Here is a 23,291-nt window from a genome sequence, read left to right as displayed (position 1 = left end):
TCCCCTCCTCACGGTTCGCAGCTGACGGCTGGGGTTCTGAGCCGCAAGGTCATCTTGCAGCAAGGGTAGTAGCCACCCTTGTCGCTATCGGACTGCCTGTAGAAGCAGAGCCCGACATCGACCGTATCGCCAGGGTAATGGCCGGTGATGCCGATCGTGTATGGCGCGCCGGGCGCATGCGACAGAGGTGAAGTCACCCCAACGCCAGGCGTCCTGGACAGAGCCTTGATCGAATCGCCGCCAAAGCCGGCATGGTCATGGAGATAGAGATCGGCCTCGAGGCCGGAGGGCGTGCAGAAATACCTGACATCCTCGACATCAAGGCAAGGAGGCAGATTGCCGGGGGGCGGAAAGTCCGGCGGATAGAACGGTGGCAGATAGCCGCCCGGCACCTGCTCGTAATAGCCGGCACGGCCTTCGCAGGGGCGCCAGACCTCGACGTCGCCGACATGGCCTTCGACTTCCGGGTCTTCGAAATAATTGTCGAAGTCGACGAACCACGAGCCGAAAGGCGGCATGTTGGCCGGCTTGACCAGTGCCGTCGGCGTGATTTGCACGCCGTGCACGGCGAGCGGCCCGCCGGCTGCGAGTTGTTCGGCAAGCTCCGGGTTGTCGCGCAACTTGTCGCCGGTATCGACCAGCGTGTCGGTGCAGACGCCGGTATCGAGATTGCCTTCGGCATCGTAGCCATATTGCAGGTCGAGGCCGCCGGCCGACTGTCGGTTGTCTTGCGGGAAGCCGACCGCATATTCCTGCGGCACTTCCACCCAGGCCGATTCCGTCGCCGGATCGTCCGGATTTTCGCGCCAGTAGCGGATGACCTCACCCTTGCCGGAATCGGCGAACTGGCTGTAGTCGTAGCGGTTCTCCACCGGGCCGCGCTGGGCCAGGTACATGAAGCCCTCGTTGTCGAAGGCGATGTCGGTGACCGCGTAATCCTTGTCGGCCTTGACCGTCAGTTCCCAGCGCGGGTCGCCGGCGAAACTGCCGTCGCCGGCAACGCCCACCGACCAGATCTCCGCCTTATCACCGACCGAATAATAGAGCCGGCCGCCACGATAGGCGACCGACCAGACGCGGCGCTCGTCCTGCGTGTAGCCCCAGCTGTCGGGGTCCTCGCTGTCGAAGGCAGCACCCTGGATGTCAATCACCGAGCCGTCGTCGGCAAGGGCGGCAAGCCCGTGCGCCGGGCGGCCGGCTATGCCGTGGTCGAACGTGTCGAGCAGCGCGCCATTGGCGTCGATGCGGTGGATGAGGCCGGTGTCGAGATCGCTGGCGAAGAACTGGCGGTGGATATTGTCGAAAGTGACGTCGCCGATGCCGGGACCGCTATTGGCGTCGATATCGGCGAATTTCGAGACGGCGCCGGTGATGCCGTCGATCTTCCAGATCGTTCCGGAGCCGCCGCCGTTTTCGGTGCCGAACTGGCCGTCCATGAAGACCGCATCAGCCGTGCCGCGGCGCTGCCGCTCCGGCCGGCCGTCGGCGTCGCCGTCTGGCGTGACTATGCGGATGCCGTGCAGCGACGTCGCGCCGGCATAGAGGTTTGGAACGGCCGATGGAACGCCGTCGCGCACGCCGTCGTCGTAGGTGATGCCGAACACCTGGCCGATTTGCCCGGCCGTGACCTCGAACGGTGGCGGGGTGAAGACCAATTGGCCAGACGCCGGCCCGTCCAGCCTTGAGACGTCGAAGATGCGCAAGGTCGGGCGCGCCGTGTCGATGAAGGTTTCGTCGACGGGATCCACGCCCGGCGGCAGGCCTTCCTCGAAATTGGGAATGATGGTGCCGGAGAATCCGGTCATTGCCATCGAGCCGGGATAGATGATCCGGGTTTCCTGAGCCTGGGCCGAGCCACCGAGCCAGAGCCCAGCGGCGAGCGCCAAGATCGACAATCCGCTGGCAGCCTCGATGGCGCGGCGCAAACGGCCGGCACGAGAGCGCACGAACGCGCCGTGGTCGCAAGACATGGATCTCCCCCCACAGGTCATCTAGGGCATATACACATCTCGCAGAGCCCATCCATCGGCACAGGCACGGAAGTAGGCCAGGCCGTTGTAGAAGGTGATTGGTCCCGGTGGTCTGGAGGAAGCATAGCCGTTCCAGCCGCCGAGCTTGGCGATGATCCATGCCGCCTAGGCGAGCGAGCTCCTGGGGTGGGGATTGGCTTGCAGCTTGGTCTTGCCTTTGAAGCGCTTCTCGAGCGCGGCAAGTGTGTCGATCTCGTTTGGCGTGAAGACGAGGCTTGCCGGTTGAGCGTCCTGGCCGCTGCGGGACTGCACGAGCTGCATGACGATGACCGCGGCCTTGGCGGCGATGGCAATGAGTTTCTCCAGGCGTGCGGCCGATTGCAGCTGGCTGTCTTCGATCTTCAAGCCCTGGGCCTTCATCGTCCGGAAGAACTGCTCGATGGTCCAGCGCTGCTTGTACCAGGCGACGATCTGCCAGGCCTGGGCAGGGCTGCTCACCGCATGGGTGGTCAGAAGCAGCCAATGAAGCGGCTCCACGCCGTCGGGCGCAGCCGTCTCGACGACTTCGACCCAGCGCAGCGTCACCCCCTCTGGCAGCCCCTTTGCGCGCAGGTTCGCCGGCCGCTTGATCGTGGCTTCGCCAAAGCGCAGGCACAGCTCAGCCCGGCGCGCCGGGCGGTCCTGGCGCTCGCGCAGCTCGATCACCTGCGTATCGCAGAACACCACTTTCGCCACGGCGCGGCGCAGCGTGCCGCCAGTGGTGAGGGCCCGGTCATTCATGAGACGCGACAGAACATGGCAATGGCCGTCCGGCACACCAGCCCACATCATATACAAGTCGCTCTCACGGTCGGCGATGAAGGTGACCATGCCGGCCCGGGCCAGCACCGGCTTGGCCGCTTCGGCCGTCTCGATCCAGTGGCGCGATTCCTTTTCGCTCAACGGCCGCTCGGCATGCGGCGGCAGCTCCTCGTCCCCGCGCGTCCACACCTGCCCGCCCACAAGACCCAGGCAAGAACCGCGCTCGGCATCAAGAGCCAGCATTGGATGCAGCAGCAGGCCCCAGCAATTGCCCTTTTTGACCTTGCCCAGGCCGCGCCGGTTGCCCTCTGTCGTCGGGAACTTGATCTCGCTGGTGTCCTGCACCGCCAGGACATGCCGGCCCTCGACCGCAAGCCGGGTCTGATCGCTCCAGCCTGCGATGATCCGGTCCGCTGTCACCGCGTCATTGCCGAGAAAGCGCCCATAGCGGATCTCTTCGGAATGGTCGCCACCGGCAAGCCGGCGCAGGCAAACCGTTTCGCGCAGCACCATGCCTTGGAGCAGCCTCGCCCCCCTTTATCGAGACGACGATCTCCAAATGAACCCAAGGACCAGTCCTGGCATGTCTGCATCGGCGACGCTCCTCCAAATCAGAACGTCACAGAAGAATCATACAGCACACGCCGGCGGAATCCGACACGTCACAACCGAGTCAATCCGTCGCAGCAAGATGTGTATACGCCCTAGCACAGGTCATGGGAGAAACATCCGGTCCCGGCGCGCAAATCAGGGCAAGGCGCGGCGTTCCGGCACGTTCATCCCTGATCGAATTGTCTGCTTTCCTCAACGTCACGATACGCCTGCGTCCGCGCAGGGTCAACGGAACCGGCGAAAAGCCCAGCGCATCGACCCGGTCCCGAAGGCGATGGTCGCGCTGAGCTCCTGCTGTTCCCGGAGACCATGGAGCCTCTGGATCTGTGGTCATGGGGCTTTCCTTTCCGGGGCCGCACCACGCGGCACCTGAGCGTCAGTCGCGGGGCGAGGCGGAAAGGTTCATGGGCCGGGGGCCGGGCCGGCTGGATCACCGCCGAAAATACGGGCCTGCCGGTCCCGAATCCGATCAACCGCGATGAATGGTGAACGCCTTGCGCAGAATGCTTGCGCGCCACGCAGCCTGTTCTTATATACGCGCCAAGCCGTCCAGCGCCGAATGCCGGTTGCCGGAGCGGAATTTCTTGTGAACAGGGGCTTTCGTCGGAACGCCTGTACGGGTCCTGAGAGCCTGCTTAGCGGAGAGATTAGAGAAATGGCAAAAGTAATCGGTATCGATCTGGGAACAACCAACTCCTGTGTCGCCATCATGGACGGCAAGGAATCCAAGGTGATCGAGAATGCGGAAGGCGCCCGCACGACCCCTTCCATCGTCGCCATCAACAGCGACGGCGAGCGCCTCGTCGGCCAGCCGGCCAAGCGCCAGGCGGTTACCAATCCTGAGAACACCATTTTCGCGGTCAAGCGCCTGATCGGCCGCCGCTACGACGATCCGGTGACGGAGAAGGACAAGAAGCTTGTCCCCTACAAGATCGTCAAGGGCGACAATGGCGACGCCTGGGTCGAGGCCGGCGGCAAGAAGCAGTCGCCTAGCCAGATCTCGGCGATGATCCTGCAGAAGATGAAGGAAACGGCGGAGGCCTATCTCGGCGAGAAGGTCGAGAAGGCAGTCATCACCGTTCCGGCCTATTTCAACGACGCCCAGCGCCAGGCGACCAAGGATGCCGGCAAGATCGCCGGCCTCGAAGTGCTGCGCATCATCAACGAGCCGACGGCGGCCGCGCTTGCCTATGGACTGGACAAGAAGGAAGGCAAGACGATTGCCGTCTATGACCTTGGCGGCGGCACGTTCGATATTTCGGTGCTCGAAATCGGCGACGGCGTGTTCGAGGTGAAGTCGACCAATGGCGACACCTTCCTCGGCGGCGAGGATTTCGACATGCGTCTGGTCGAATATCTGGCGGCCGAGTTCAAGAAGGAACAGGGCATCGACCTGCGGAACGACAAGCTCGCCCTTCAGCGCCTCAAGGAAGCGGCTGAAAAGGCCAAGATCGAGCTGTCGTCCACCACGCAGACCGAAATCAACCTGCCCTTCATCACCGCCGATGCCACCGGCCCCAAGCACCTGACGCTGAAGCTGACGCGGGCGAAGTTCGAGAGCCTGGTCGAGGATCTCGTCCAGCGCACGATCGATCCTTGCAAGGCGGCGCTCAAGGATGCCGGCCTGAAGGCCGGCGAAATCGACGAAGTCGTCCTGGTCGGCGGCATGACCCGTATGCCCAAGATCCAGGAGATCGTGAAGCAGTTCTTCGGCAAGGAGCCGCACAAGGGCGTCAACCCGGATGAGGTCGTCGCGTTGGGCGCCGCTATCCAGGCCGGCGTGCTGCAGGGCGACGTCAAGGACGTGCTGCTGCTCGACGTGACGCCGTTGTCGCTCGGCATCGAGACGCTGGGCGGCGTATTCACGCGGCTGATCGAACGCAACACGACGATTCCGACAAAGAAGAGCCAGGTGTTCTCCACGGCCGAGGATTCGCAGTCGGCGGTGACCATCCGCGTCTTCCAGGGCGAGCGTGAAATGGCCGCCGACAACAAGGCGCTCGGCCAGTTCGATCTGGTCGGCATCCCGCCTGCGCCGCGCGGCGTGCCGCAGATCGAGGTCACCTTCGACATCGACGCCAACGGCATCGTCAACGTCTCGGCCAAGGACAAGGGCACCGGCAAGGAGCACCAGATCCGCATCCAGGCGTCCGGCGGCCTTTCGGACGCCGACATCGAGAAGATGGTCAAGGACGCCGAGGCCAATGCCGAAGCCGACAAGAAGCGGCGCGCGCTGGTCGAGGCCCGCAACCAGGCCGAGGCGCTGGTGCATTCCTCGGAGAAATCTCTGAAGGAATACGGCGAGAAGGTTTCCGAGGCCGACCGCACGGCGATTGCCGATGCGATCGCGGCGCTGAAGACCGCTGCCGAAGGCGACGATGTGACCGAGATCGAGGCCAAGACGCAGACGCTCGCCGAAGTCTCGATGAAGCTCGGCCAGGCCATGTACGAGGCTTCGCAGAAGGAAGCCGCCGAGGCCGACGCCAAGGCTGATGCCGCCAAGGACAGTGACGTCGTCGATGCCGACTTCGAGGAAATCGACGAAGACGACGAGAAGAAGAAGTCGGCCTGAACCGCCTGACGGTACAGGTAAGGGAAAAAGCCCGGCGCACAGCCGGGCTTTTTTGCAACCCTTTGCCGGAAAAACGCTGAGCTGCCCGAAAAAATGCGGACAAAGCCTCGTAGACACTGGCATCGCGGCTCCATCACACCTAAATCGGAACAGCGTGCCGGCAAACGACGCAACGATGCTTCAAGACGTTGACTATCCGGACTGCGGGAAAACATGAAAGCTGATTTTTACGAAACGCTAGGCGTGCAAAAGGGCGCCGACGAGAAGGAGCTCAAGAGCGCTTTTCGCAAGCTCGCCATGCAGTTCCATCCCGACCGCAACCCAGGCGACCATGCCTGCGAGCACAAGTTCAAGGAAATCAACGAAGCCTACGAGACACTGAAGGACCCGCAGAAGCGCGCCGCCTATGATCGCTTCGGCCACGCCGCCTTCGAGCACGGCGGTATGAATGGCGGGGCGCAAGGCTTTGGCGCCGGCGGCTTCGCCGACATTTTCGAAGACATTTTCGGCGACATGATGGGCGGGCGCCAGCGCCGCTCGTCCGGCGGCCGCGAGCGCGGCGCCGACCTGCGCTACAATATGGAAATTACGCTGGAAGAGGCATTTTCCGGCAAGACCGCGCAGATTCGGGTGCCAGCCTCGATTTCCTGCTCGGAATGCTCGGGCAGCGGCGCCAGGCCTGGCACCCAGCCCGTCACCTGCTCGATGTGCAACGGCCACGGCAAGGTGCGCGCCACGCAAGGCTTCTTCTCGATCGAGCGCACCTGCCCGCAATGCCAGGGGCGCGGCCAGACCATCAAGGATCCGTGCCCGAAATGCGCCGGCCAGGGCCGTGTCACCGAGGAGCGCTCGCTGTCGGTAAACATCCCCGCCGGCATCGAGGATGGCACCCGCATCCGGCTGGCCAATGAGGGCGAGGCCGGCCTGCGCGGCGGCCCGTCGGGCGATCTCTACATCTTCCTCGCGGTCAAGCCGCACGAATTCTTCCAGCGCGACGGGGCCGATCTTTATTGCAAGGTGCCGATCTCGATGACGACGGCAGCGCTTGGCGGCTCGTTCGAGGTGACGACACTGGACGGTACCCAGACGAAGGTGAAGGTGCCGGAAGGCACCCAGAACGGTCGCCAGTTCCGCCTCAAGGGCAAGGGCATGCCTGTGCTGCGCCAGCCCAATATCGGCGACCTCTACATCCAGACCGTGGTTGAGACGCCGCAGAACCTTTCGCGCCATCAGCGCGAATTGCTGGAGGAATTCGAGCAGCTTTCCTCAAAGGACAATTCGCCTCAGTCGAGCGGATTTTTCGCCCGCATGAAAGACTTTTTCGAAACGTTCGGCGAGCACTGAATCTGATCCCTGGAAAACGCTTCCCGAGCGTCATCAACACCTTATCCGGGGATTCGCCTTGTCTTGCACCTCGTAACTGCTAAGTAGCATGCGAGGGAGCGTTGAGGAGGACTTTCGATGACGCGTAGTCCCGGACTGCGAAAGACGCTGGCGGAAAAGTTCGACGACGAGCTGAAGTTCTTCAAGGGCTGGATCGACAAGCCGAAGGCGGTCGGTTCGATCGTCCCGACCAGTTCCATCACCGCAGGCAAGATGGCCTCGATCGTCGATCCGACATCCGGCCTGCCGGTGCTCGAGGTCGGGCCCGGTACAGGCGTCATCACACGCGCCATCCTCGCCCAGGGCATAAAGCCTGAGAATCTCTACGCGGTCGAATATTCCACTGATTTCGTGCGCCATCTGCGCCAGCTTTATCCAGGCGTCAACGTCATCGAGGGCGACGCCTTCAATCTCGACGCGACGCTTGGCGACAAGCGCGACCTGATCTTCGATTCTGTGATATCGGGCGTGCCGCTGCTCAATTTCCCTGTCGCCCAGCGCATCGCCTATGTCGAGAGCCTGCTCGACCGTATCCCGGCGGGCCGGCCGATCGTGCAGCTAACTTACGGGCCGCTGTCGCCGATCCCGCCGGGCCGCGGCGACTATACGGTCGAGCATTTCCATTTCGTCATCCGCAACATTCCGCCGACGCAGCTTTGGATCTACCGGCGCGGGGCCGCATGAATTGAAGCGTTGGGTTTGAATAGCACTTGTCTTATACCCATCGGGTGACAAGGCAGACCCATGGCTGTGATCCCGAAAATTCTCGTCGTCGCCGGTTCGGTGCGCAGCGGCGCCTATAGCGGCAGGACCGCCGACGTGGCACAGAAGGAACTTGCCATGCAGGGCGCCGAGGTGACCCGCATCTCGCTCGCCGACTATCCGCTGCCGATCCTCGACCAGGATTTGGAAAAGGACGAAGGCATTCCCGAAAACGCCGTCAAGCTCGGCCGGATGATCGCCGCCCATGACGGGCTGCTGATCGCGACGCCCGAATATAACGGCTCCATTCCGCCGCTGCTCAAGAACAGCATCGACTGGGTGAGCCAGCTGCGCAAGGATGGCGGCCGGACGTTCAGGCCGCTTGCCGGCAAGGTCGCCGCCCTCTGCTCGTCTTCCAACGGACCCTTCGGCGGGATACGCTGCATCAACCATCTGCGCGCCGTGCTGGTGCGCTGCCGGATGGAGGTGGTGACACCGGAGTGTTCGGTGCCGGAGGGCGGCTACGCCTTCGACGACGAGGGCAACTTCCGGGACGAGAGACTACGCCAATCGATGGAGCACCTATGCCGAACGCTGATCGAAACCTCGCGCATGCTGTCGACGCGGATCGAGGCATGATCCCGGACGCCGCGCATGCCGACACGATGCAGGAAAGGCTGATCGTCGGCCTCGACCTGCCGACGCTGAAGGAAGCCGAGAAAGCGGTGCGCGAGCTCGACGGGATCGTCTCCTTCTACAAGATCGGTTACCAGCTCGCCTTTGCCGGCGGGCTCGACTTCGCCCGCGAGCTGGCCAGCGGCGGCACCAGGATCTTTCTTGACATGAAGCTGCTCGACATCGACAACACGGTGGCCAGGGGCGTCGAAAACATCGCCAGGATGGGCATGAGCATGCTGACCATCCACGCCTATCCGAAGACGATGAAGGCGGCGGTCGAGGCCGCGAGGGGCAGCGACCTTTGCCTGCTCGGGGTCACCGTGCTGACCTCGATGGACGAGCAGGACGTGATCGACGCCGGCTATGAGTATGATCCGCATACACTGGTGCTGAGGCGCTCCGAGCAGGCGCTGCATGCCGGCATGGGCGGCATCGTCTGCTCGGCCGAGGAAGCCGAGGCGGTGCGCCGCATCGTCGGCCCCGACCTGGCGGTCGTGACGCCGGGAATCCGGCCGAAGGGCAGCGACCATGGCGACCAGAAGCGGGTGGTGACGCCGGCGCAGGCGATCCGCAACGGCTCCAGCCATCTCGTCGTCGGCCGGCCGATCGTCGGCGCGGCCGACAGGCGGGCGGCGGCGGAAGCGATCCTCGATGAAATGCGCTCGGCCTGACGCCAGGAATTAACCCGGAGAAAAGCCATGCCCAAAGGATACTGGATCGCTCGCGTCGACGTGCGCGATGCGGAAGGCTACAAGGACTATGTCGCAGCTGCCAAACCGGCCTTCGACCGCTTCGGCGCCAAGTTCCTGGCGCGCGGCGGCGCGCATGAGAAGGCCGAGGGGCCGGGCCGCGACCGCAACGTGATCATCGAGTTTCCGTCGCTTGCGGCGGCGCATGACTGCTACCACTCGCCCGAATACCAGCGCGCCGTCGCGATCCGCCAGAAGGTGGCCGAGGGCGAAATCGTGCTGGTCGAGGGGATTTAGGCGAGAAGCCGGTTCGCCGCTGCCTCCGCCATCGCATCGGCGAGGCTCAAGCCCCATTGCTGGCGACAGTAATCGCGGAAATCGAAGCAGGGCAAGCCGGGGCAGACCTCGAACTCGATGAGGTGGACGCTGTCGTCGGCTTCGACCCGGAAATCGATGGAAAACACATCCCGCAGGCCAAGCCCGACCATCAGGCGTTCGGCGATGCGACGGATTCTTGCATCGGCTTCAGGCTGGCTGCCGGCGACCGGCAGCAGCACCGGCTCGGTATATTTTCCCGCAGCTTTCGCCGCTGCGCCGGTATCGCCGTAAAGCGCCAGGCTGTCCTGCATGGTCTGGAAATCGCCGCCCGAACCGACAAAGGCGATGCCCAGCGCCTCGACGCCGGTATCCGGCCTCAATCCGAGAAAACTGGCGCGCGCGTTGCGGCCGGCGACATAGGGCTGGACGACGACATCGTCGCGATAGGCGGCGAAGACGCGCCGGCTAAGCTCCAGCGCATGGCCGAGATCGCGGCAGCGCGAATCCGGCCAGATACCGATCTTGGCGCCGAGCCGGTTCGGCTTGACGAACCAGCCGGCGGGCGAGGCCGGCGGCGCGACCAGCCAGGCGCCGTCACGGGCAAGGCCCGCCTGCGGCACCGGCAAGCCGAACGCGCCGAGCACGGCGCCTGAACAGAACTTGTCCTGGCAGAGCGCGAAAAGCGCATCGTCGGCGCCGATCGCCTCCAGGCCGTTCAGCCGTGCCAGAGCTGGTGCCGCGCCGCCGCGGAAATAGGCGATGCCGTCGGTCAGCGTCCAGACTAGCGTGGTCTTCGGGTCCTCGCCGGCGAGAACGCTTGAGGCGTCGTCGAGCGTCACCGGCGCAAATGACAAGCCGCGCTTCTGGCAAGCGGCGGCAAGTGCGTCGAATTCAGCAGCGATATCGGTCGATTGCGCCAGATAGGAGGCAATTTCGGCGGCACGCTCCGGCACGTGGTTATCGGCAACCAGCCGATCGAAGCAAGCCTTTTCTGGCTCGTAGACAAGGATCAGCTTCGGCTCGCGGCTTGACATGATCGAAACGATTTCCCGGCAGCACGATTGCTAGAGCAATTCCAGGAAAAGTGTGAAACGGTTTTCCGTCCGGAATTGCGTCAAAACAAAGAGATAGAGCGGTTCAGCGTTCCGCGAAACGATGAACCGTTCTAGCATCGCACGGCGAATGCATTCGGCTTTCGCGGAATCGACGTCAGCCGGACGCCTGCACGACAGCAACGGCGCCATCTTCCTGTTTGACCATGATCTTTTCCGAAAACCGGTTCCCACTTTTCGGGATCATGGTCAGCCAATCAGCACACGCGGCTCGAAGCGACCATTGACTGGAATGTCGAGCATAAATGTCATGCCGGCTTGCGGGTCGAGCAGGCGCTGCTTCTCGCTCTTGCCCGACCAGGCGGAGGTGACCGCCAGCCGGTCGGCATTCCTGCCGACGAAAGCCGGACAGGAAGGCTGCGTCGCCGGCATCGCCACCGAACGGACGAGCTTGCCGTCGGGTCCATAGGCTTCGACGACGCTGCCGCCCCAGCAGGCGTTCCACAATATGCCGTCACGGTCGAGCACCGAACCATCGATATAGCCCTTGGCCGAACGGTGGTCGACGAAGACCTTCGGTTCGCCAACCGGCAGGCCGGTCGCCGGATCGCAGCCGACGCGCATCAACAGCCCGGTGCTGGTGTCGGTGTAATAGGCGATCGTCCCATCCTCGGAAAAGCAGATCGAGTTGGGCACCGTGACGTCGGCATAGAGCCGGCGCAGCTCGCCTTTGAAGAACCAGTAGATCGAACCGGCGGCCTTCTCCTCGCCCTTGCCCATGGTGCCGACCCAGAGGGCGCCGCAAGGGTGAACGCGTGAATCGTTCGAGCGGGTGACCGTATTGTCGGCCTCGATCGGCGTGTGCAGCGTCAGCTTGCCGGTCGCGACGTCGCGGACATGCAGACCGGTCTCGGTGGCGATCAGCTGGCGTTGGTCGTCGATGATGCAGATGGCGCTGGCCATCTGACCGAGCTCGTGGATTTTGACGGCACCGCCCGACAGGCGCTGTTCGAGGAGCTGGCCGTTGACGATGTCGAACCAGTAGAGCGTGTCGGTGGCAGGGTCATAGCTTGGTCCCTCGCCGAGTTGGCAGACATGGTCGGAAAAAACCGAAACGATGGTCTCGCTCATCATGCCGCTCCAAACGCCGCGTCCCAGGCCACGACCGCAGCCTTCGCCCGTGCCGCCACTTCGTCGACGCTCATGCCCGGCTTGAACAGGCTGGAGCCAAGACCGAAGACGCTGACGCCGGCTGCCTTGTAGCCGGCAAAATCCTTATCCGAAACGCCGCCGACCGCGCCGACCAGCACACTGGCCGGCAGCACCGCGCGCATCGCCGAAATGCCTGCCGCGCCAAGCACGCTCGCCGGGAAGAATTTCAATGCCGAGGCGCCGAGCCGGATTGCCCGGAATGCCTCGGTCGGCGTGAACACGCCGGGCATCGTCACCATGCCGTAATGCATGGCACGGCCCATGACGTCGGCGTCGATATTGGGGCTGACCAGCAGCCGCCCGCCGGCCTTGTGCAGGCCGTCGACATCGGCGGCGCTGAGCACCGTGCCGGCACCGACCAAGGCTGTTGGAGGAAGCGCTCCGACAATGCTGGCGATGGAGGCGTAAGGATCGGGCGAGTTGAGCGGCACCTCGATCGCTTCGATACCGGCGCCGAAGATCGCCTGGCCGATCGCCACCGCCTCGCTTGGCTTGAGGCCACGCAGGATGGCGACCAGACCCCGCTCGAGCTTTGGAAAAGGTGCGGTTTCGGTCATGCGGCAACTCCATTTCCGGCGATCATGCCATTTTCGCGCGCGGCTTCGGCAAGACCGGCACGCACCGCCTCGTCGGCGTCGACCACCCTGACCGCGAGCCCGGCAAGGCCGAGCGCGTCGGCATAGAGCTTGCCGAGTGCGCCCGACGCGATCAGCACGACGGGCACGGCACTCGCCCCATAACGGCGATTTGCCGAAGCGATCTCGCCGCCGATCAGCAGGCCGGACAGGCACGCGGCGGCATCCTCGGGCTTCAGATCCTGCAGCAGGCTGGCGGCGCGGATCGAGAACAGTCTTGAACCGATGTCACCACCTTCGGCCAACGCCTTCAGGCACCACTCCCGGAAAAATGGATTTTCGGCGGCAACCGGCTTCGGCGGCTCGCCCAGCGAATGGCGCAGGATCGAGTGCGCGGCCAGCACCGAAAACAGCTCGCCGGTCGGCCAGGTGCCGAAACCGGCAACAGAGCCGTCCTCGACCAGCACCCATTTCGAATGCGTGCCGGGCATGCAGACGAGGTGGCGTCCCTTTGCCGGCAAACCGGCGCCGGCAAGCTGGGTTTCCTCGCCGCGCATGACGTCCGGGGCGTCGGCCAGACGCTGGGCAAGGCCGGGCACGATGCGGATGTCGCGGCGCTGGCCGGGGATGCGGGCAGCGCCGGCGAGAATAGCGCCGATCGGCGCCGGCACGCTGACATAGGGCGCCTCCAGCCAGCCCTGGCGCGAACCGGCCATGCCGCAAATGATGACCGGCAGCGCCTCGGCTGCGCCCAGGGCAGCCAGATGCCCTTCAAGAATGGACGAAAATCCTTTAGCCTGGGCGGTGATCAGCCCGTCATCGCCGCGCCGCTCGGCGAGAACCTTGCCGGCGCCGTCGAGCAGCCAGACCCTCATACGGGTGGTGCCCCAGTCGACGGCCGCGACGGAAGCTGCCTTGCTCGATGAGATCACAGGAACCCCCCATCGACGATCAGCATCTGCGCGGTCAGCATGCGTGAGGCATCCGACGCCAGGAACAGCACGGTGCCGACAATGTCTTCCGGCTGCATCACCTCTTTGATGCACTGTTTGGCGACATGAGCGGCGAGCGCTTCTTCGGTGACCCAGAGCTTTCTCTGCCGCTCGGTGATCACCCAGCCGGGCGCGATCGCGTTGACACGGATGCCGTCGACGCCGAGCTTGCCGGCAAGACCCTTGGTGAGACCGACGATGCCGGCCTTGGCGGCGGTGTAGGCCGGCATATCGGGATGGTTGATGAGAAACGACGTCGAGGTGAAGTTGATGATCGAGCCGCCGCCGGCCCGCTTCATGCCCGGCGCCACCGCCTGTGCGCTGAAGAAATGCGGGCGCAGGTTGATGGCATGGTTGTTGTCCCAGAACTCCACCGTGACGTCTTCGACGGCATGACGGTCATCCTGCGCGGCATTGTTGACCAGCACGGTCACGTTGCCATGCGCCTCGGCGGCTTTGGCGATTGATACCCGCAATGCCTCGATGTCGCGTATGTCGGTCTTGAGATAGAACGGCCGCCGGCCGAGCTCCTTGTCTAACCGATCGGCCAGCGCCAGGCTCGGACGGTCGGCGATATCGATGAAGGCGACCTTTGCCCCCTGGCGGACAAAACCTTCGGTCAAGGCAGCACCAATGCCGGAGCCGCCGCCGGTGATCAGCACCGAAGCGCCTTCGAGGTCGGCAAAGCGTGCCGATGGCATCATGAAATTCTCTCCCGGTCCAATGATCTCGGTCGGCCGGCGCGCATCCTATCCAGCCGTGTCGGGCGGGCAAGGGCGAAAGAGTGGATTGTCAGGACTTATGTCCGACAAAAGGCCGCACGGGCCGCCGATCGATCAGCTGCCCAGCCGGACGCGGTACAATTCAACGGCGGCTCCACTGGTCCCGGCAACCGGCTCAAGCCATTCCGGCACGCTGCCGCGCATCAACCCGGCAAGAAAACCTGCCGGCGCCTTGGCGGCGAGGAGCTTGCTTTCGGCGCTGCCGGGGCACAGCGCGACGAGGCCGACGTGATGATCCGCCACGACCGTCCTGGCATCGGCATTGGACCCAAGGAAGGCATCGAGCGCCAGCAGGTTGCCGGCGACGTTGCGATGGTAGGGCCCGGCGAAGACGTGATGTCCGGAATAGGCCAGGATAGGCGATCCGAGATTGGAAATTGCCAGCACGGTGGTGCCGGGCAGGCGGCCGAGTGCCGCAAAGGAGGCCATGCGCTGGCAAGCGACATCGGTGCCGTCGCCATTATCCGCCGTGGTGTTGCTGTCCTCGAAGGCGACCGAGGTTGCCGCGGCAGCCCCAGTCCAGACCGCATTCACCGAAACCAGCCAGACGGCAGCCATGCGCAGCGCCACACCGCGCGACGCGCTGGCCTCGGCCCGTTGACGCCATTTGGCAATCCAGGCGGCAAGCGGGATGACAGCGAAGGCGATCGAGAATGTCGAACCGCGCACCTGCCAAGCGCTGACGATGAAGGCCACGGCAAGCAGCGCGCCGACAAGGCTGTCCTGCCGCCGCCAGCCGCCACGGCCAAGGCGAAGCGCCATCAGCACGAGCGCGATGAGCGGCGTGGCATAGCGCGCCACCACCCCGGCCGGATCTTCAGCGAGCAGCTTGAACAGCGATTGCGCCTCGTCGATGTGATCAAGCCATAGCTCCTTGAGGCGCGGATCGAGGTTGGCATAGGGCGCTGCCAGGCATTGTGGGAACAAAAAGACGATTGCAGCGGCCAATAGAAGGGCAAGCAGGCCAAGCGAGGCGATACGCCATTGGCGCGTGCGGCCGGCGGGCTCGACCGACGCTATCGCCGCAAGGCCGGTTCCGGCGATCGCCGCGACGACGAACTGCACGGTCGAGAAGGCGTCGCATTGCGCCTGACCCCAGGCGGACGGCGCAATGGTGGCGACAAAGACGAGAGCGGACACGCCGGCAAAGCCGAGGCCGAAATCCCTGGCAATCGACCTCTCGCCATTGGCGCCGACGGCGAACAGCATGGCAACAGAGGCGCCGATGGTGGCAAGATAAGGCGCGGTCTCCATGCCGACGGCCAGCATCAATCCGGCGCACAGGCCGGAGAGCAATGCCGCCGGCCTGCGCATTGGCGCTTCAAGCAACAGGCTCAGGCTGGCCATGCTCAGCATCAGCTGGACATTGTGGTGATCGAGCGCGCCAGGCGAAAAAATGCCGAGGAAATGCAGTGCGGCGGCGCCGACGATGACAGCCGGCAGCACGGCGCCGTCACCGGCAAAGCTGCGCGCGGCGCGAGCCGTGAAAAATGCGGTCAGGCAGAAGAGCAGCGCCGGCCACAGCACTTGCGCAACATTCTCGGCAAAGGCCGCGCTGCCCGTCAGGGCCGATACGGCGATGATGATGGCGGCGATCGGCGCATCGACCAGCCGCGACCAATGCATGACGAAACCGCCTTCCAGGCCCATCCTGTACTGGTGCAGATCGAACCAGCCCTGGCTGGCCAGCATGTCGCGAACTTCGACAAGGCGCAGCAGATTGTCGTTGTCGCCGCCGGCATTGGTCAATTCCGGGAAGCCGGCAAGGGCATTGACGGCAAGTGCCAGCAACGTGGCAAGCAGCGCCAGCGCGATATCGGACCTCCAAATGGAGGCGCCATCGTCGGCTGTGCTCATATCAGGACCTTTGGAAGGAATAGGGTGCGGTTTAAACCTAGCCTTAACAGCTTCAATAAATAGTAAAGCCGCCCGAGCGAGGCCGGCGCTTGAGCGGTCAGGGGCCTCACAGGGCATCTGGAGACGAAAATGCCACAAGAAGTGCGCCATGAGCCGAGCATCGCCGTGCTCCTGCCTTGCTACAATGAGGAGCTGACGATCGGCGAAGTGGTGCGGCGCTTTCGCGAAACGCTGCCTGCCGCCGCGATCTATGTCTACGACAACAATTCGCGCGATCTGACGGCGCTCCGAGCCCGCGCCGCCGGCGCCATCGTGGTGCGCGAGCCGCGCCAGGGCAAAGGCAATGTCGTACGCCGCATGTTCGCCGACATCGAGGCTGACATCTACCTGATGGCCGACGGCGACGGCACCTATGCGCCGGAGGACGCGCCGCAACTGATCAACACGCTGCTGACCGAGCGCTCCGACATGGTGGTGGGCACCAGGCGCGGCGTCGCCAACGACGCCGGCAGGACAGGCCACGCCTTCGGCAACCGCATCTTCAACAGCCTCTACAAACGTTTGTTCGGCTCGGACTTTACCGATATCTTCTCGGGTTACCGCGCCTTCACCAGGCGCTTCGTCAAGAGTTTTCCCGCCGTTTCCGGCGGTTTCGAGATCGAGACCGAAATGTCGGTGCACGCCTCGCAGCTCAAATTGCCGGTCAGCGAGATCGGACTCGACTATGGCCGCCGGCCGGAAGGCTCCTCGTCGAAGCTATCGACCTTTCGCGACGGCGCGAAGATCCTGTGGATGTTCGCCATGCTGATGAAGGAGACGCAGCCGCTGCGTTTCTTCGGCGCTTTTTCGGTGTTCTTCCTGGCATCAAGCCTGTTTCTGATGGCGCCGGTGCTGATCGAGTTCGCCGAAACCGGGCTTGTGCCGCGCATGCCGACCTGGGTTCTGTCGGTCGGGCTGCTGCTGCTGTCGATGCTGGCGGCGGTGACCGGGGTGATCCTCGATTCGGTGTCGCGCGGCCGCGCCGAGCAGAAGCGCATCTTCTATCTGTCGATGCCTTCCGGTCGCGTCGAGCGCGAACGTGCAAGCGCGCTCGCGACTTTGAAGGCCGGACCGCGCAAGACGCCGCGGGCGGCCTAGAGCCTAAATGGGACGCCTCGCCCGCTTCATTGTCGCCGGCGGCATCGGCTTCGTCGCCGACGCGGGTGCGCTTTGGCTGGTGCTGGCGACAACGCCGCTTGGGCCCTTGGCGGCCCGCATCATCTCGATCGGTTTTGCCCTGTCCGTCACCTGGCTGATCAACCGCCATCTGACCTTCTCGCCTTCCAGCCGCGGCGTCGCGCAAGAGGGCGCACGCTATGGCGGCGTCGGCATTGCCACCAGCCTCGTCAATTATCTCGTCTATTGCGCCATGCTGTTCGCGCTGCCGATGGTGTCGCCGCTCATAGCCCTTGCGGTCGCCTCGCTGGTCGCCATGGCGCTGTCCTTCCTCGGCTATTCCAAGCTGGTCTTCGACCGCTGAAGGCACATCGCGTTGGGATCTGCGCCAAGCGAAGCGCAGCCTCATCATGACCTTGGCCGATTGGCAGAGGCCGCCGATTTCCTTATATCGCTGTCGTCGATGCATCGGCCCGAAAAATCGGAATCGATTTTCGGAAAGCACGATGCATGGATTCAAAAAATGTTGGAGCGTACTTTGTGCGTCCAAGTGGATCGCTCCAAGTGCGCCGGAGAGCTGCCATGCCCCTGAAAGTCGCCGTCCAGATGGACCACATCTCCAGCGTGTCGGTAGCCGGCGACACGTCGTTTGCGCTGTCGCTGGAAGCGCAGCGGCGCGGCCACCGGCTGTTCCACTACACGCCCGACCGGCTGTCGCTGCGCGACGGCAAGGTGTTTGCCCGTATCGAGGCGATGCAGGTTCGCGACGAGAAGGGCAATCATTATTCGCTGGGCGAAGAAGTCCGCACCGATCTTTCGGAGATGGACGTCATCCTTTTGCGGCAGGATCCGCCCTTCGACATGAACTACATCACCACCACGCATATCCTCGAGCGCATCCATCCGAAGACGCTGGTGGTCAACGACCCTGCCTGGGTGCGCAACAGCCCGGAAAAGATCTTCGTCACTGAATTTCCCGACCTGATGCCGGACACGCTGATCACCAAAGACCCGCTCGAGGTCGCAGCCTTCCGCAAGGAGTTCGGCGATATCATCGTCAAACCGCTCTACGGCAATGGCGGCGCAGGCATCTTCCACCTGCACGAGGCCGACCGCAACCTCGCCTCGCTGCTCGAAATGTTCGGCCAGTTGTTCCGCGAACCCTACATCGTGCAGCGCTACCTCAAGGAGGTGCGGGCCGGCGACAAGCGCATCATCCTGATTGACGGCGAGCCTGTCGGCGCCATCAACCGCGTGCCGGCCGAGCACGATTCGCGCTCCAACATGCATGTCGGCGGCCGCGCCGAAAAAACCGAGCTGACGGCGCGCGAACGCGAGATCTGCGCCCGCATCGGCCCCGCGCTGAAGCAGCGCGGCTTCATCCTTGTCGGCATCGACGTCATCGGCGACTACATGACCGAGATCAACGTGACCTCACCGACCGGCATACGCGAAGTGCAGCGCTTCGGCGGCGCCGACATCGCCAGCCTGTTCTGGGATGCCGTGGAGGAGAAGCGCAACTAGCCTCGCTTCGCGAGCGGCCGCGTTGCAAACCATTGCAGCCGTGGCGCTCAGCTGTTCCCCAAATGTTCTTGCCTTCGCCGGAAATCTGTGGTTGTCTCGGGTGACGCCGTTCGCGGCATGATCGCAAAGGCTTGGGGCAAAAGCCTGCATCCGGGGTGAAGACATGGTGGCGCGGGTTCGCACGGTTGCTTTCCAGGGCATCGAGGCCGTGCCGGTCGACGTGCAGGTGATGATCGCGCCGGGCAAGGTCAACATGCACATCGTCGGGCTGGCCGACAAGGCTGTAGCCGAAAGCCGCGAGCGGGTGCAGGCTGCACTTCATGCATCCGGCCTGTCGATGCCGTCGAAGAAGGTCACCGTCAATCTGGCACCCGCCGACCTGCCCAAGGAAGGCAGCCACTACGATTTGCCGATCGCGCTCGGGCTGATGGCAGCGCTCGGCGCCATTCCGGGCGACATGCTGGCCGGCTATGTCGTGCTTGGCGAATTGTCGCTCGACGGCACCATCGCCGCGGTGGCCGGCGCGCTGCCGGCGGCGATCGGCGCCAATGCCGAAGGCAAGGGCCTGATCTGCCCGTTCGCCTGCGGGCCGGAAGCGGCCTGGGCCGGCAAGGATTTCGACATATTGGCGCCGCGCAGCCTGATCGCCATCGCCAATCATTTTCGCGGCACGCAGGTTCTGTCGCGGCCGGAAGCCGGCATCCATGCCTCGGCGCGCGACCTGCCCGACCTTGCCGACATCAAGGGCCAGGAGACCGCCAAGCGGGCGCTGGAGGTGGCGGCAGCCGGCGGCCACAATCTTCTGATGGTCGGGCCGCCGGGATCGGGAAAGTCGATGCTGGCGCAGCGGCTGCCGTCGATCCTGCCGCCGCTGGCGCCCAGGGAATTGCTCGAAGTCTCGATGATCGCCTCGGTGGCCGGCGAACTCGGCGAAGGCAAGCTGACCGACCGGCGGCCGTTCCGTGCACCACACCATTCGGCCTCGATGGCGGCGATGGTCGGCGGCGGTCTGCGCGTGCGGCCGGGCGAGGCCTCGCTTGCCCATCACGGCGTGCTGTTCCTCGACGAGTTTCCCGAATTCTCGCCGCAGGCGCTCGATGCACTGCGCCAGCCGCTCGAGACCGGCGACTGCATGATCGCGCGCGCCAACCACCGCGTTACTTATCCGGCACGTATCCAGCTGGTCGCGGCGATGAACCCGTGCCGCTGCGGCATGGCCGGCGAGCCCGGCTATCGCTGCCTGCGCGGCGACCGCTGCCGCACCGACTACCAGGCGCGCATTTCCGGCCCGCTGCTCGACCGTATCGATCTCAGGATCGAGGTGCCGGCGGTCTCGGCCAGCGATCTGATCCGGCCGGACCGGGCGGAGAAAAGTGCCGCCGTCGCACTACGTGTTGCCCGCGCCCGTACGATCCAGCGCGAGCGCTTCGAGCGGCTCGGCGCGACCGCCACCACCAACGCCCATTGCTCGCCGTCAGTCATCGAGGAGATCGCCATGCCCGATGCCGCCGGCCTGTCGCTGCTCAGGGATGCCAGCGAAAAGCTCGGCTTTTCCGCACGAGCCTATCACCGCGTCTTGAAGGTGGCGCGGACGCTGGCCGACCTCGAGGCAAGCGAAACAGTCGGCCGCATCCATCTGGCCGAGGCGATTTCCTACCGCATGAGCTCGGAGCGGATGGCGCAGGCGGCGTGACGTTCCCCTCCCCCTTGGGGGGAGGGTGGCCGCGAAGCGGCCGGGTGGGGTTGCCGGCGACGTGCTCTGCCTTTAACGTCTGCACGATATGCGCAGATCAAGATGGCACCGAGTATTGGTCGCCAAGACAATCCCGTTCTTGTCGCTGGAATGGGAGTCGGCGCAATTCTTGCAGGACCCCTCCCGGCCCTTCGGGCCACCCTCCCCTCAAGGGGGAGGGGGACACCGACTCCCATGCCTTCGCTTCAGGTGCCCTGCTTCGCCTTCAGCTCCAGCCTCCGTGCGTGCAGCACCGGCTCGGTATAGCCGTTGGCCTGGACGCGGCCCTTGAAGACCAGATCACACGCGGCGAGGAAGGCGATGGACTTGTCGAAATCCGGCGCCATCGGCCGGTAGAGCGGATCGCCTTCGTTCTGGCGGTCGACGATCGCCGCCATGCGTTTCATCGTCTCCATGACCTGCTCGGGCGTGCAGACGCCGTGATGCAGCCAGTTGGCGATGTGCTGCGAGGAGATGCGCAGCGTGGCGCGGTCCTCCATCAGGCCGACGTCGTTTATGTCCGGCACTTTCGAACAGCCGACGCCCTGGTCGATCCAGCGCACGACATAGCCCAGAATGCCTTGCGCATTGTTGTCGAGTTCCTTCTGGATGTCTTCAGGCGACCAGTTCGGCCGCCTTGCTACCGGCACCGACAGGATGTCGTCGAGCTTCGCCTTCGGCCGGTTCTTCAGCGCCGCCTGGACGGCATGGACATCGACCTTGTGGTAGTGCGTGGCGTGCAGTGTCGCCGCCGTCGGCGACGGCACCCAGGCGGTATTGGCGCCGGCCTTGGGATGCACGATTTTCTCGGCCAGCATCGCCGCCATCAGGTCGGGCATCGCCCACATGCCCTTGCCTATCTGGGCGTGGCCGGCCAACCCACATTCCAGCCCGATGTCGACGTTCCAGGCTTCGTAGGCGGCAATCCAGGCGGCCTGCTTCATGTCGCCCTTGCGGATCATCGGGCCGGCCTCCATCGAGGTGTGGATCTCGTCGCCGGTGCGATCGAGGAAGCCGGTGTTGATGAAGACGACGCGTTCTTTCGCGGCGCGGATCGCCTCCTTGAGGTTGACGGTGGTGCGCCGCTCCTCGTCCATGATGCCCATCTTGATGGTGTTTTTGGCCATACCGAGCAGCGCTTCGACGCGGTCGAAAATCTCGACGGCGAAGGCAACTTCGTCGGGCCCGTGCATCTTGGGTTTTACGATGTACATCGAGCCGGCGCGAGAATTGGCGCGGCGCCCGTTCACGCCGATGTCATGCAGCGCGATCAGCGCCGTCAGCGCCGCATCCATGATGCCTTCCGGCACCTCGTTGCCGTCGCGGTCTGATATCGCCGGATTGGTCATGAGGTGGCCGACATTCCTGACCAGCATCAGCGAGCGGCCGGGCAAGGTCAGCGTGCCGCCATCGGGCGCGGTATAGGTGCGGTCGGGGTTGAGCCTCCGGACAAAGCTCTTGCCGGCCTTGGTGATCTCTTCCGCCAAGTCGCCCTTCATCAGGCCGAGCCAGTTGCGGTAGACCAGCACCTTATCCTCGGCATCGACGGCCGCCACCGAATCCTCGCAGTCCTGGATGGTGGTCAGCGCCGATTCCAGCACGACGTCGGCAATGCCGGCCGGATCGGTGCGGCCGATCTGGTTGTTGCGGTCGATGACGATTTCAATGTGCAGGCCGTTCTTGACCAGCAGGACGGCTTCGGGGTCGGCGGCATCGCCGCGATAGCCGGCAAACTGTCTGAGGTCGGCAAGCGTGGTGGCGCCGGCACCCTCGCCCAGCCGCAACATGCCATTGGCGACCGAAAGCCCGTTGACGCCGGCCCATTTGCCTGTCGTGAGCGGCACCGCCTCGTCGAAGAAGCTTTTCACCCAGGCGACGACCTTGGCGCCGCGCGCCGGATTGAATTTGTTGCCTCGCTCGGCGCCGTCCGTCTCCGGGATGGCGTCGGTTCCGTAGAGCGCATCGTACAGCGAGCCCCAGCGCGCATTGGCGGCATTCAGCGCATAACGCGCGTTCATCACCGGCACCACCAGCTGCGGCCCGGCGACCGAAGCGATTTCCGGGTCGACATTTTCGGTCGTCACGCTGAAGGCCGGCCCCTCGGGCAGCAGATAGCCGATCTCGCGGAGGAAGCTCGTGTAGGCCTCCATGTCGACGGGCGCGCCATGGTCGCGATACCAGCGGTCGAGCTTGTCCTGCATGGCATCGCGCTTTTCGAGCAGTGCCCGGTTTTTTGGCGAGAGATCATGGACGATGGCCGAAAAACCGTTCCAGAATGCCTCCGCTTCAATGCCGGTGCCCGGCAGCGCCTCGTTCACGACAAAATCATGAAGCTCGCGGGCAATCCGCAATCCGGCGATCTCGGCGCGATCAGTCATCAGGGCTTCTCCAGGGCTTGGCCGGCTTGCCGGCCTCGGGCCTTTGACATGGCAAGGTTGTAGGGTCAACTCGGCCTAAGGTGAAGGTAGGGCGTTTTCGCTGCCGATCTCCCCCCTTGAGGGGGAGATGGCCGGCAGGCCAGAGGGGGTCGCCTCGCGTGGAGTGCAACCTCTTCTTTGCACCAAATCGCGTCGCGCTTCATGCGAGGCGACCCCCTCTGTCGCCTTCGGCGCCCAAAAACCCCCCGGGGGGGGTTTAGCCCGACAGTGTCTTTTTAAAAAAAACCCACCCCCCCGACCAAAGCGG

19 protein-coding genes are annotated in these 23,291 nt (G+C 64.3%); 10 read left to right on the top strand and 9 right to left on the bottom strand.

Going from position 1 to position 23,291, the window contains the following annotated elements:
* Positions 1-8 precede the first annotated feature (8 nt).
* Both NKI54_RS09410 and NKI54_RS09405 read right to left on the bottom strand, forming a co-directional pair.
* The gene (locus NKI54_RS09410) at positions 9-1,970 is read right to left on the bottom strand and encodes a hypothetical protein (RefSeq protein WP_352691307.1); all 1,962 of its coding nucleotides are present in this window, start codon (positions 1,968-1,970) and stop codon (positions 9-11) included.
* 165 nt (positions 1,971-2,135) lie between these two features.
* Positions 2,136-3,284: an IS4 family transposase gene (locus NKI54_RS09405; RefSeq protein ID WP_352691305.1), complete on the bottom strand. Its 1,149-nt coding sequence runs from the start codon at positions 3,282-3,284 to the stop codon at positions 2,136-2,138.
* A 754-nt stretch (positions 3,285-4,038) separates the two neighbouring features.
* Between NKI54_RS09405 and dnaK the strand changes: the two genes are divergently transcribed.
* The 6 genes from dnaK (at position 4,039) to NKI54_RS09375 (ending at position 9,704) form a co-directional block, all read left to right on the top strand.
* The gene (gene dnaK / locus NKI54_RS09400; protein WP_023679851.1) at positions 4,039-5,955 is read left to right on the top strand and encodes a molecular chaperone DnaK; all 1,917 of its coding nucleotides are present in this window, start codon (positions 4,039-4,041) and stop codon (positions 5,953-5,955) included.
* 213 nt (positions 5,956-6,168) lie between these two features.
* Entirely contained in the window at positions 6,169-7,299 is a 1,131-nt protein-coding gene (gene dnaJ, locus NKI54_RS09395) for a molecular chaperone DnaJ (RefSeq protein WP_352575260.1), read from the top strand.
* A gap of 117 nt (positions 7,300-7,416) precedes the next feature.
* The gene (pmtA, locus tag NKI54_RS09390; RefSeq protein WP_023679853.1) at positions 7,417-8,022 is read left to right on the top strand and encodes a phospholipid N-methyltransferase PmtA; all 606 of its coding nucleotides are present in this window, start codon (positions 7,417-7,419) and stop codon (positions 8,020-8,022) included.
* Between the two features lie 60 nt (positions 8,023-8,082).
* Positions 8,083-8,679: an NADPH-dependent FMN reductase gene (locus NKI54_RS09385; protein ID WP_352575262.1), complete on the top strand. Its 597-nt coding sequence runs from the start codon at positions 8,083-8,085 to the stop codon at positions 8,677-8,679.
* The gene (pyrF, locus tag NKI54_RS09380; RefSeq protein ID WP_352575264.1) at positions 8,676-9,389 is read left to right on the top strand and encodes an orotidine-5'-phosphate decarboxylase; all 714 of its coding nucleotides are present in this window, start codon (positions 8,676-8,678) and stop codon (positions 9,387-9,389) included. Before NKI54_RS09385 ends, pyrF begins: the two co-directional genes overlap by 4 nt.
* Before the next feature lie 27 nt (positions 9,390-9,416).
* On the top strand, positions 9,417-9,704 hold the full coding sequence (locus NKI54_RS09375) for a DUF1330 domain-containing protein (RefSeq protein WP_023679856.1): 288 nt from the start codon (positions 9,417-9,419) through the stop codon (positions 9,702-9,704).
* Here the strand turns inward: NKI54_RS09375 and NKI54_RS09370 are convergent.
* The 6 genes from NKI54_RS09370 to NKI54_RS09345 form a co-directional block, all read right to left on the bottom strand.
* On the bottom strand, positions 9,701-10,759 hold the full coding sequence (locus tag NKI54_RS09370; protein WP_352636269.1) for a D-alanine--D-alanine ligase family protein: 1,059 nt from the start codon (positions 10,757-10,759) through the stop codon (positions 9,701-9,703). The two genes, NKI54_RS09375 and NKI54_RS09370, sit on opposite strands and share 4 nt — an antisense overlap.
* Before the next feature lie 267 nt (positions 10,760-11,026).
* Positions 11,027-11,908, bottom strand: coding sequence for an SMP-30/gluconolactonase/LRE family protein (locus tag NKI54_RS09365; protein ID WP_023679859.1), 882 nt, complete (start codon positions 11,906-11,908; stop codon positions 11,027-11,029).
* Positions 11,908-12,546: a 2-dehydro-3-deoxy-6-phosphogalactonate aldolase gene (locus tag NKI54_RS09360; RefSeq protein ID WP_352575268.1), complete on the bottom strand. Its 639-nt coding sequence runs from the start codon at positions 12,544-12,546 to the stop codon at positions 11,908-11,910. The genes NKI54_RS09365 and NKI54_RS09360 overlap by 1 nt, the downstream gene beginning before the upstream one ends.
* Positions 12,543-13,493 carry a 2-dehydro-3-deoxygalactonokinase gene (locus NKI54_RS09355; protein WP_502898215.1) on the bottom strand — a complete coding sequence of 317 codons (951 nt, stop codon included), beginning with the start codon at positions 13,491-13,493 and terminating at the stop codon, positions 12,543-12,545. Before NKI54_RS09355 ends, NKI54_RS09360 begins: the two co-directional genes overlap by 4 nt.
* A complete protein-coding gene (locus NKI54_RS09350; protein WP_023679862.1) occupies positions 13,493-14,260 on the bottom strand; it encodes an SDR family NAD(P)-dependent oxidoreductase in 768 nt (255 codons plus the stop codon). The genes NKI54_RS09355 and NKI54_RS09350 overlap by 1 nt, the downstream gene beginning before the upstream one ends.
* A 132-nt stretch (positions 14,261-14,392) precedes the next feature.
* Positions 14,393-16,195 (bottom strand): GtrA family protein, encoded by a 1,803-nt coding sequence (locus NKI54_RS09345; protein ID WP_352636264.1) that lies wholly within the window; start codon positions 16,193-16,195, stop codon positions 14,393-14,395.
* 129 nt (positions 16,196-16,324) lie between these two features.
* Here NKI54_RS09345 and NKI54_RS09340 point away from each other — a divergent pair, with 129 nt between their 5' ends.
* The 4 genes from NKI54_RS09340 to NKI54_RS09325 all read left to right on the top strand — a co-directional run bounded on the left by NKI54_RS09340 (position 16,325) and on the right by NKI54_RS09325 (position 20,567).
* Positions 16,325-17,332: a glycosyltransferase gene (locus tag NKI54_RS09340; RefSeq protein ID WP_031212751.1), complete on the top strand. Its 1,008-nt coding sequence runs from the start codon at positions 16,325-16,327 to the stop codon at positions 17,330-17,332.
* 7 nt (positions 17,333-17,339) lie between these two features.
* On the top strand, positions 17,340-17,714 hold the full coding sequence (locus NKI54_RS09335; protein ID WP_352575274.1) for a GtrA family protein: 375 nt from the start codon (positions 17,340-17,342) through the stop codon (positions 17,712-17,714).
* Positions 17,715-17,932: 218 nt separating this feature from the next.
* A complete protein-coding gene (gene gshB, locus NKI54_RS09330) occupies positions 17,933-18,874 on the top strand; it encodes a glutathione synthase (RefSeq protein WP_352636261.1) in 942 nt (313 codons plus the stop codon).
* Positions 18,875-19,037: 163 nt separating this feature from the next.
* Positions 19,038-20,567, top strand: a complete 1,530-nt coding sequence (locus tag NKI54_RS09325) for a YifB family Mg chelatase-like AAA ATPase (protein ID WP_352636259.1) — start codon at positions 19,038-19,040, stop codon at positions 20,565-20,567.
* Between the two features lie 245 nt (positions 20,568-20,812).
* Here the strand turns inward: NKI54_RS09325 and NKI54_RS09320 are convergent, their stop codons facing one another.
* Entirely contained in the window at positions 20,813-22,984 is a 2,172-nt protein-coding gene (locus NKI54_RS09320) for a malate synthase G (protein WP_352636257.1), read from the bottom strand.
* Between the last annotated feature and the right edge of the window lie 307 nt (positions 22,985-23,291).

Source organism: Mesorhizobium sp. M0663 (assembly GCF_040320585.1).
In the GTDB taxonomy this organism is placed as follows: domain Bacteria; phylum Pseudomonadota; class Alphaproteobacteria; order Rhizobiales; family Rhizobiaceae; genus Mesorhizobium.
Note: the sequence above shows the minus strand (reverse complement) of the source record. Positions and strands in the feature narration are given on the sequence as shown.

What these genes read in the sequence shown, in the direction of transcription:
- dnaJ (WP_352575260.1), top strand. Translation starts at nt 6,169, where the DNA reads ATGAAAGCTGATTTTTACGAAACGCTAGGCGTGCAAAAGGGCGCCGAC.
- NKI54_RS09350 (WP_023679862.1), bottom strand. Translation starts at nt 14,260, where the DNA reads ATGATGCCATCGGCACGCTTTGCCGACCTCGAAGGCGCTTCGGTGCTG.
- pmtA (WP_023679853.1), top strand. Translation starts at nt 7,417, where the DNA reads ATGACGCGTAGTCCCGGACTGCGAAAGACGCTGGCGGAAAAGTTCGAC.
- pyrF (WP_352575264.1), top strand. Translation starts at nt 8,676, where the DNA reads ATGATCCCGGACGCCGCGCATGCCGACACGATGCAGGAAAGGCTGATC.
- gshB (WP_352636261.1), top strand. Translation starts at nt 17,933, where the DNA reads ATGCCCCTGAAAGTCGCCGTCCAGATGGACCACATCTCCAGCGTGTCG.
- NKI54_RS09410 (WP_352691307.1), bottom strand. Translation starts at nt 1,970, where the DNA reads ATGTCTTGCGACCACGGCGCGTTCGTGCGCTCTCGTGCCGGCCGTTTG.
- dnaK (WP_023679851.1), top strand. Translation starts at nt 4,039, where the DNA reads ATGGCAAAAGTAATCGGTATCGATCTGGGAACAACCAACTCCTGTGTC.
- NKI54_RS09360 (WP_352575268.1), bottom strand. Translation starts at nt 12,546, where the DNA reads ATGACCGAAACCGCACCTTTTCCAAAGCTCGAGCGGGGTCTGGTCGCC.
- NKI54_RS09340 (WP_031212751.1), top strand. Translation starts at nt 16,325, where the DNA reads ATGCCACAAGAAGTGCGCCATGAGCCGAGCATCGCCGTGCTCCTGCCT.
- NKI54_RS09365 (WP_023679859.1), bottom strand. Translation starts at nt 11,908, where the DNA reads ATGAGCGAGACCATCGTTTCGGTTTTTTCCGACCATGTCTGCCAACTC.
- NKI54_RS09370 (WP_352636269.1), bottom strand. Translation starts at nt 10,759, where the DNA reads ATGTCAAGCCGCGAGCCGAAGCTGATCCTTGTCTACGAGCCAGAAAAG.
- NKI54_RS09335 (WP_352575274.1), top strand. Translation starts at nt 17,340, where the DNA reads ATGGGACGCCTCGCCCGCTTCATTGTCGCCGGCGGCATCGGCTTCGTC.
- NKI54_RS09325 (WP_352636259.1), top strand. Translation starts at nt 19,038, where the DNA reads ATGGTGGCGCGGGTTCGCACGGTTGCTTTCCAGGGCATCGAGGCCGTG.
- NKI54_RS09375 (WP_023679856.1), top strand. Translation starts at nt 9,417, where the DNA reads ATGCCCAAAGGATACTGGATCGCTCGCGTCGACGTGCGCGATGCGGAA.
- NKI54_RS09345 (WP_352636264.1), bottom strand. Translation starts at nt 16,195, where the DNA reads ATGAGCACAGCCGACGATGGCGCCTCCATTTGGAGGTCCGATATCGCG.
- NKI54_RS09385 (WP_352575262.1), top strand. Translation starts at nt 8,083, where the DNA reads ATGGCTGTGATCCCGAAAATTCTCGTCGTCGCCGGTTCGGTGCGCAGC.
- NKI54_RS09320 (WP_352636257.1), bottom strand. Translation starts at nt 22,984, where the DNA reads ATGACTGATCGCGCCGAGATCGCCGGATTGCGGATTGCCCGCGAGCTT.
- NKI54_RS09405 (WP_352691305.1), bottom strand. Translation starts at nt 3,284, where the DNA reads ATGGTGCTGCGCGAAACGGTTTGCCTGCGCCGGCTTGCCGGTGGCGAC.